At 66.1% G+C, this 8,331-nt stretch carries 9 protein-coding genes; 5 read left to right on the top strand and 4 right to left on the bottom strand.

All coding sequences use genetic code 11. The annotated features are described in order from the left end of the window. Window positions 1–71: 71 nt before the first annotated feature. The 3 genes from BJF87_RS20175 to BJF87_RS20165 all read right to left on the bottom strand — a co-directional run bounded on the left by BJF87_RS20175 (window position 72) and on the right by BJF87_RS20165 (window position 3,030). Complete coding sequence (locus BJF87_RS20175) at window positions 72–767, bottom strand: hypothetical protein (RefSeq protein WP_262339072.1); 696 nt, start codon at window positions 765–767, stop codon at window positions 72–74. Between the two features lie 129 nt (window positions 768–896). Then, on the bottom strand, window positions 897–2,129 hold the full coding sequence (locus tag BJF87_RS20170) for a CaiB/BaiF CoA-transferase family protein (protein ID WP_075863806.1): 1,233 nt from the start codon (window positions 2,127–2,129) through the stop codon (window positions 897–899). A gap of 205 nt (window positions 2,130–2,334) precedes the next feature. After that, window positions 2,335–3,030: a GntR family transcriptional regulator gene (locus BJF87_RS20165; protein ID WP_075863805.1), complete on the bottom strand. Its 696-nt coding sequence runs from the start codon at window positions 3,028–3,030 to the stop codon at window positions 2,335–2,337. Window positions 3,031–3,213: 183 nt separating this feature from the next. On the opposite strand from BJF87_RS20165, the gene BJF87_RS20160 reads away from it, so the two are divergent. The 5 genes from BJF87_RS20160 (at window position 3,214) to BJF87_RS20140 (ending at window position 7,279) form a co-directional block, all read left to right on the top strand. After that, complete coding sequence (locus BJF87_RS20160; protein WP_075863804.1) at window positions 3,214–4,164, top strand: hydroxymethylglutaryl-CoA lyase; 951 nt, start codon at window positions 3,214–3,216, stop codon at window positions 4,162–4,164. A 30-nt stretch (window positions 4,165–4,194) separates the two neighbouring features. Further along, window positions 4,195–4,515 carry a DUF4286 family protein gene (locus BJF87_RS20155; protein ID WP_075863803.1) on the top strand — a complete coding sequence of 107 codons (321 nt, stop codon included), beginning with the start codon at window positions 4,195–4,197 and terminating at the stop codon, window positions 4,513–4,515. 71 nt (window positions 4,516–4,586) lie between these two features. Next, entirely contained in the window at window positions 4,587–5,225 is a 639-nt protein-coding gene (locus BJF87_RS20150; RefSeq protein WP_075863802.1) for a response regulator transcription factor, read from the top strand. 10 nt (window positions 5,226–5,235) lie between these two features. Further along, window positions 5,236–6,525 (top strand): sensor histidine kinase, encoded by a 1,290-nt coding sequence (locus tag BJF87_RS20145; protein WP_075863801.1) that lies wholly within the window; start codon window positions 5,236–5,238, stop codon window positions 6,523–6,525. 289 nt (window positions 6,526–6,814) lie between these two features. Then, window positions 6,815–7,279 (top strand): hypothetical protein, encoded by a 465-nt coding sequence (locus BJF87_RS20140; RefSeq protein WP_075863800.1) that lies wholly within the window; start codon window positions 6,815–6,817, stop codon window positions 7,277–7,279. A 130-nt stretch (window positions 7,280–7,409) separates the two neighbouring features. Here BJF87_RS20140 and BJF87_RS20135 read toward each other — a convergent pair whose 3' ends face one another. After that, a complete protein-coding gene (locus tag BJF87_RS20135; RefSeq protein WP_075863807.1) occupies window positions 7,410–8,099 on the bottom strand; it encodes a hypothetical protein in 690 nt (229 codons plus the stop codon). Window positions 8,100–8,331: the final 232 nt, after the last annotated feature.

Here is an 8,331-nt window from a genome sequence, read left to right as displayed (position 1 = left end):
CATATACCTGGCCCACCCGCAACGCTTCCGCCGCCCACCCCGGGCCCCGGAGATCCCGACCATCGTCGGGATCAACCACCGAAGAACAACCAACCAAGTCCTGTCTCAGACAGGTTGAGAAATTCCGAGGTGAAGCTCTCGATCGAGTCGTCGGTCTCCACCCCGCCGTCGGGAAGACCGCGTGCGGGGTCCTCGCCCTCCGCGGGCACCCACGGCTTGTTGTAGACGGTGGTCTCGCCACCCACGGACGGGCACTGGGTGTAGAGGTTCCAGGTGATCTGGTGCTCGATGCCGCCGATGGCCCAATCCGGGGAGTTGTACGGCGCGTAGTCGGCGTGCAGGTGGACGCCGTTGGACGCGATACGGACGACCACCGGGCAGTAGTCCCCGTAACCGGGTTCGGACGGGACGAGGATGTTGCCCGGATGGTGAGCGCCGAGCAGGTCACGGAAACGCTGCGGCACGTCGAACGAATGCTTGTACAGCTTCTCCTGCGCGGCAACGGCTTCGGGAACCGCGTCGAAGAACTCCTGCTTACGTCCACCGTCCTGGCGGTACTCGTACATGACCAGGCCGAGGTAGTGGGTGGGGGTGGCGACGCTGTACGACTTCAGGTCGGGCGAGTTGTACACCGCCTTGGTGAACGCGGCGCACTCCTCGGCATCGGCGAAGTTCTCGATGCGGATGGCGGGGATCTCGTTGCGGATCAGAGCCGCGAGCGATTCGGGGCTCAACTCGGCGGCAGTGCTCTGCTTCCATGCAGACATTGGATGTTCCTTTCTAGCGCTCTATTGCATACTTTCGTCCGCAGACAGGTCCGGGAACGGCGCAGATTCTCAGCATTGCATACAACTGCGGGTCCGTGGTTGCGTCTGCGTTACGTCTGTCCCGGATTGTCAGATGACGCCCGACGTCCGGAGTTCGTCGATGTCGGAAGGCGTCCGGGAGAGGACGTCGCCGAGGACCTCGGCAGTGTGCTCGCCGAGCTCCGGTCCCAGCCAGCGGATCGTGCCCGGCGTCGACGACAGCTTCGGGGCCACGTTCTGGACCGGGAAGTCACCGAAGACCTTGTGCTGCAGCGTGACGATGGCCTCACGTGCGGCGAAGTGCGGATCTGCCAGCATGTCCTTGGCCTGGTAGATCCGGCCGGCCGGCACGCCCTTCTCCTCGAGCAGGGCCAGGAGATCGTCGGACTGCTGGCGGCGGGTCCACTCGGCGATCCGGTCGTCGAGTTCGGCCTGGTTCGCACCCCGCTCGGCATGGTTGTGGTACCGCGGATCGTCGGCGAGTTCGGGCTCACCCATCGCCTCGGCGAGACGGCGGAAGACAGTGTCCTGGTTGGCCGCGATGAGGATGCTGCTGTCGTCCCCGGTGGGATAGACGTTGCTGGGCGCGACATTCGGCAGGATCGAGCCGGTCCGCTCACGCTGGTAGCCGGTCAGCTGGTATTCCGGCACAGTCGATTCCATCAGCGACAGCACTGCCTCGTAGATGGCCGAGTCGACGATCTGACCGCGGCCGGTCCGGCGCACGCCGTGCAGTGCGGTCAGCGCGCCGATCGTCGCGAAGACAGCGGCCAGCGAGTCGCCGATGGAGATGCCGGTCCGGCTCGGGAGGCTGTCGGGATCGCCGGTGATGTACCGCAATCCGCCCATCGCCTCACCGATCGAACCGTAACCGGCGCGCGGCGCGTACGGTCCCGTCTGGCCGTATCCGGTGACCCGCACCATGATCAGCTTCGGGTTGAGGGCGCTCAGCTCCTCGTAGCTCAGACCCCACCGCTCCAGCGTGCCCGGACGGAAGTTCTCGATGAGGATGTCGGCGGTTGCGATCAGATCGCGGGCGATCTGCTGGCCTTCCGGGGTCCGCAGGTTACAGGTGACCGACTTCTTGTTGCGGCCGACGACCGGCCACCAGAGTGACTGTCCCTGAGCGCTTTTACGACCCCACTGACGCATCGGGTCGCCGCGGCCCGGGTCCTCCAGCTTGATGACCTCGGCACCGAAATCGGCGAGCAACTGGCCACAGAACGGTCCGGCCAGGAGCTGGCCCATCTCGACGACGCGCAGATCGGACAGCGGCCCCACCTGGTCGTGCTCGGGGGCGGTTTCGATGGTTTCGTTGCTCATCTCGTACTTCCTGTTCGTTGGGAGCCCGATGCGACCGGGCCGGATGGATGCGTGCGTCATCGCCACCGCGCGCAGGGGTTTGCGCGGCGCTGGAGGATGAAGACGGGGGTACCGGGCCGTCGACGGGCCCGTTGATCAAGCGGTATGTGCTCTGTTCAGTCGGATTGTTCTGATGTTGTTTCGGTCGAGTACGTCGGTGAAGCGATCAGGCGAGGATGGCGCCGATGCCGTCACGTGTGTTGTCGGCACCGATGGTCGGGTTGCTCATCGCGCCCAGCATCGCGGTGCGTGCGTTGTGGAGGTGGCAGCGCATGACCGCCTCCACCCAGTCGGAGTTGCCGGCACGAACCGCCGCGACAATCTCGAAATGGTGAGAAAGGCTGCGGGACAGACTGTCTTCGGTGAAGTGCTGGTAGTTGCGGGTCGCCAGCGAGATGTGCCGAACCGACGTCAGCGTCGCCTCGAGCTGCAGACTCTCGGCCTTCTCGATCAACGTCGCGTGGAACTTGCGGTTCAGCCGGGCGATCTCGCTGAAGTCGCGGTCACCACCGGGGCGACCGTGCTCGTGCATACGAACGGCGAGTTCTTCCAGTTCGCCGATCTCGTCGTCGTTCAGCCGGCCCACCGCTTTGCCGGTGGCCACCGGTTCGAGAAGCAGACGCAGATCGAAGATCTCGTTCAGCCTGGCCTGCGACCAGGTCGCCACGCGGGCGCCCTTGTTCGGGGACATCTCGACCAACCCCTCGACGGCCAGTCGCGACAGCGCTTCTCGCACCGGCGTACGACTGACCTCGAGGATCTCGGCCAGTTCGACCTCGGCGAGCCGATCACCGGGCCCCCATCGACCTTCGAGGATCTTCGCGCGGAGGAGATCCGTGGCGCGCTGTGATGCCTGAGACACTCTTACCTCCTAGATTGCATACATGTTAGCCCGGTAACTGACGCCCTACAACCGAAACCTTGTTAATTGCTGGAACTTCTTACGTAATGGACACATGACACCCGACCACTTGCATACATTCTGCGGCTGGGGGAACATCCGGACATGGCAAACACCACGGCTAGAGACCACTCGGGCACAAACATGCCCGAAACCCCCTCGTCAGTAACCCCGTCGTCCGTGACCCCCACATCCGTGACCATTGTGGAGGTGTCGCCGCGCGACGGCCTGCAGAACGAGGCGACGCTCCTGCCGACCGAGACCAAACTCGAGCTCATCGACAATCTGGTGGCCGCAGGTCTCCGTCGGATCGAGGCAACGAGTTTCGTTCATCCCAAGCGCGTCCCGCAGATGGCCGACGCCGAGGCGGTGTCCGCTGCGCTGCCACGGGGCGAGGTCTCGTGGATCGGCCTGGTCCTGAACGAACGTGGACTCGACCGCGCCATCGCGGCCGGACTCGACGAGGTCAACATCGTTGTCGTCGCGTCGGACACCTTCAGCCGACGGAACCAGGGGACCAGCACAGACGAGGGCGTCGACCTGTGGAATCGTCTCGCCAAGCGCGCCTCGGATGCCGGTCTGAAGACGACGGTGACCATCGCTGCCGCCTTCGGATGCCCGTTCGAGGGCGAGGTCCCCGTCGAACGGGTGGCCGACCTCCTCCGCAGGTGCAGCGATGCACAGCCCGACGAGATCGCCCTCGCCGACACGATCGGCGTCGGGGTGCCCGCACAGGTCGTCGCACTGGCCGACGCCGCCCGCCGGGAAGCCCCGGGTATGCCGCTGCGCTGGCACTTCCACAACACACGGAACACCGGGTACGCCAACGCCCTCACCGCGCTGCAACTCGGGGCATCGGCCCTCGACGCGAGCCTCGGCGGTATCGGCGGGTGCCCGTTCGCTCCCGCCGCGACGGGCAACATCGCCACCGAGGACCTCTGGTACCTCCTCGACCGCAGCGGATGTGCGACCGGCGTCGACGCGTCCGTACTTCTCGACGGCGCCCGCCGGCTCGGCGAGATGCTCGGGACGACGGTGCCGGGTCAGCTGTCTCGCGCGGGCGTCTTTCCTCCGGCCGAACTCCCGTCCGCCTGATCCGCCCCGGTTCCAGAAAGAGAGACGACAATGGCACGAGGCCTCTACATCGCCTTCACCCATCCGCGCGACGATTCGGTCGAAGACGAGTTCAACGAGTGGTACACCACGCATCACCTTCCGGAAATCCTTGCGACGGAGGGCGTCACGAGCGCGGTGCGGTACAAGTCGGCTGATCCCGACGCCACCCACCGCTATCTGGCGGCCTACACCCTCGACGGTGATCTCCCCGAGATCGTGTCCCGGATTCACGCCGACGCGGGCAAGCGGACGCCGACCACGACCTCGCGTACCGACCCGGGCTCAGAGTTCCGCCTTTTCGAGTTCATCGAGGAGCAGCACGCCGAGTAGGTAGGAGCACGAGCCGGCGAAAAACCCGCGTAATCGGATGAAACGCGTTGTATGCGCCGTAGTCTGGGGCGATGGAAACGTTCGTGACCGCGGTCGTCGTCGACGATCACCCGTTCTTCCGGGACGGGGTGTCACGGGGTCTCACCCAGAGCGGTCGGGTGCGGGTGGTCGGCGAGGCCGCTGACGGCGCCGCCGGTCTCGAACTCATCCGGCGCGAGAACCCCGACGTCGCCGTCGTCGACCATCAGATGCCGGGGATGACGGGTGTCGAGCTGGCACACGCGGTCACCCGCGACAAGCTGCCGACGCGCGTCCTCCTGCTGTCCGCGGTCACCGAGGGCCCCATCGTGTTCCGGGCACTGCAGGAGGGCGCCGCCGGTTATCTGTCGAAGGATGCCGACCGCGACGAGATCGTCGGTGCGGTGACCCGGGTGGCGAAGGGCGAGACCGTGGTGCCCCCGGCGCTCGCGGCCGGTCTCGCCGGTGAGATCCGGGCCCAGACCCAGCGCGACGCACCGGCTCTCAGCGAACGCGAGCGGCAGGTCCTCGCCGGTTTCGCACGCGGGCAGTCGATTCCGCAGGTGGCCGCAGAGTTGTACATCGGGGCAGCGACCGTGAAGACCCACACCCAGCGTCTCTACGAGAAGCTCGGGGTCTCCGACCGTGCCGCCGCGGTGGCCGAGGCGATGCGTCGTGGCCTTCTCGAGTAGCCGTCGCGTGATGCGCAACTCAGACGTCGAGATCGCCGGTCTGACCGTCTATCTCGGCTTCGGCGAGTTCGCCGACGAGCCGCGCATCCACCGCATCCTCGTCGACCACGCGATCCGCGGAATCCGGATCCAGGTGCTCCTGCGACTGTTCCTTGCACTCTTCGTACTCCTGACGGTCTGTCTGGATCCGCCCGACCATGCGGCCGTGTTCGGCGTCGTCACCGCAGTTCTCTACGCGGCGTGGTGCATCGCCGGAGGGGTCGTGGCCCGGCGCCACGAATCCTGGATGGTCCGCTACTCGTGGATCGCGCTGCCGATCGACCTACTGCTGCTGACGATCCTGGCCGTCGTCGCCGGGATGTCCAACGAGGTCAGCTGGACCACCGACGCGCTGATCGCCGGCTTCGCCCTCGTCCCGATGATCGCGGCCATCTCTTTGCAGCCGCGACTCTGCGCGATGGTCGTGGCGGCGACCGTGGTGGTCTATGCGATCGCGAACATCCTCGCCCGGGACTCGAACGGCGAGCCGTGGTCGATCATCGTCCTGCGCATCCTCGTCGTCGCGGCTCTCGCGGTCGGGGCGGTCCTGCTGTCCCAGCTGCAACGGTCACGGGTGACGACCATCGGATCGCTCGCCGCCGAACGGGCCCGGCTGCTCGACGCGACGATGGAGATCGAGGAACGCGAGCGCCGCGACCTCGCCGACAACCTCCATGACGGCGCCCTGCAGTATGTGCTCGCCGCACGGCAAGAGCTTGCGACACTGCGGGGTTCGGCCGATCCGGTGACCCTGGACCGGGTCGACGGCGCCCTGCGCGACTCGGCACGGCTGCTCCGGTCGACACTGAGCGAACTGCACCCCGCGGTCCTCGAGCAGGCCGGCCTCGCCGTCGCCCTCACCGACCTCGCCTCGTCGTACGGCAGTCGCGCCGGCGCACCGTCGATCTCGGTGGACACCGCCGCCTGGCCGACCGAGCTCCGCACAACCGCGGATTCGCTGCTGTTCGCCGCGGCGCGCGAGCTCCTCACCAACGTGGTCAAACATGCCGACGCCGACACGGCGGAGGTCACGGCCGAGTTCGACGACGGGGTCGCGCGGCTGGTGGTCGTCGACGACGGCGTCGGACTCCCCGACGAGGTCGAGATCGAGAAACTTATGCGACGACGCCAGGCCGCCGGCCACATCGGCCTGGCCTCGCGGCGAGTACGCATCGAGGGGGTCGGCGGCACGTTCTCCCTGGAGAACCGGCCCAGCGGCGGGACCGCCGTCGTGGTCGAGGTGCCAGCGCGCGAGGTCTGACTCCGCCACTGGGAAGCGCCCCCGAAACCCGCCCTGTACAGCGGATTCGGCGACATGGTGTCGTCGGGCGGGCTGTGGGGGGTGCCTTTCGGGGGCGGATCCGTTGGGGCGGTTTTCAGCGCTGGCCTCTGCCCCTGTCCACCGATCGGTGGATGCGCGAATCCACCGGTGGATCACCCGGTCGGCGGAATCCCGGCGGGGTCGTTTCCGAGGAAAGTCATTGGTGTCACCGGGACAGCCCGGAACAACCACAAACATAGAAACCCACCTCAGAGACTCGGAGAACCCCATGAAGATCGCGTCCCGCATCGCAGCCGGAACCCTCGGACTCGCCGCCGCCACCGGCATCGCACTCGGTGCCGCCGGAGCAGCCCACGCCGGCACCATGCCGATCACCCGCCCGGGAGAGCCGACGGTGGCGATGACGATCACCAACCACACCGACAAGCCCGAGTACCTGATCGGCAGCAACGCCGACGGCGGCCAGTGGGTCAACGCTCCGAAGCAGGTCCTCTACCCCGGTGCCAGCGAAACCATCACGGCCGTCGCACCGTTCAACAACCATCTCGACGTCAACGCCATGTACCGCATCGGCCTCTTCGGCCCGACCGCCAACTACCAGCTCACCAACCACAAGTTCAACGTGAACACCGGGATGAGCGGTATCTGGGGACCCCAGTCGCAGCAGTACTGGATGAACAGCCACATCGACACCGGCTTCCCGCAAGCCAACGTCGGATTCGACCAGTGGTGAGTGGAGGACGCCTGCTGATCACTGGAAACACCACAGGCCCCGCGACCGGCAACGGTCGTGGGGCCTGCGGTGGTTTCGACGAGCTCGACCAGCGGGGAGAAACGCTGGGATATGAGCTCGACTCACCGCATCACGGGAAGAGATTCTCCAGCGAGCCGAAGGCCCCGCCGGCATCCGTTGCCGTGAAGTTCGTGGTGCAGCCGTTGAACGAGACGTTGTCGACGTTCACGATCCCGGCCTTGTTCGCGGGCTGGCTCGAGATGCCGTAGTGGTCGACGACGGTCTTGTCGCCGGCAGCGGCGATGAGCTCATCCAGGGTTGCGGTCTGGGCCCTCGGGATACCGGGGAGGTCACGCGTCGCCCACCACTGGTCGGACTCGGTGGCGTCGGCCTTGATCTTGCCGTCCGGGGCGGACCACACCAGGGTCGCGAATCCGTCGCCGGATCCGGTCTTTGCGCCGGTCACGCGGATCTGCCAGTTCGCCTGGCCTTCGGACTTGTGGAATGTCAGCGGCTTCTTCGCCACGTCAGCGAGCGGTAGCTGCCCGGCGGCGTGGTAGGACGCCTGTCGCGGCGTGTCGTCGGTGGTCACGAACTGCAGTGATCCGTCATCGTCGTTGACGTCGACGTCGGAATGCTTTCCGGCCTGCCCCAGCTCATCGGAGAAAGTATTTCCCCAGCCGGCGGGGCTACCCGGGCTCGAGACCTTTGCGCAATTGTTTTCGTCCACCGGCGCGGCATTTGCCCCAGCAGGAGCGATGAGTCCCGCGATTCCGAGAGCTGCACCGACAGTGGTCACACGTATCAGATTACGTTTCATGCGTTTCCCGACCTCCATTAATATTTCGATCTATGGACATCGGCGAACGTAACAAACGAAAACGAGAGGTACCACCCCCATTGAGGGCTCTTCCTGATTGACGGTGCGTAGAACGGGTTCTACCGGGCACAAGATGTAGGTCGGGTTCGGCGGCGGCGAGCCGGGGATGCGGGCGGGTCCTGTGGTGTGAAGATGAAAGCCCCTACACCTCATCACTCACACCGACAGGACC

This window comes from Gordonia sp. CNJ-863, from assembly GCF_001942325.1.
In the GTDB taxonomy this organism is placed as follows: Bacteria; Actinomycetota; Actinomycetes; order Mycobacteriales; family Mycobacteriaceae; genus Gordonia; species Gordonia alkanivorans.
The sequence above is the reverse complement of the archived record's forward strand: the minus strand, read 5'-3'. Positions and strand labels throughout refer to the sequence as shown.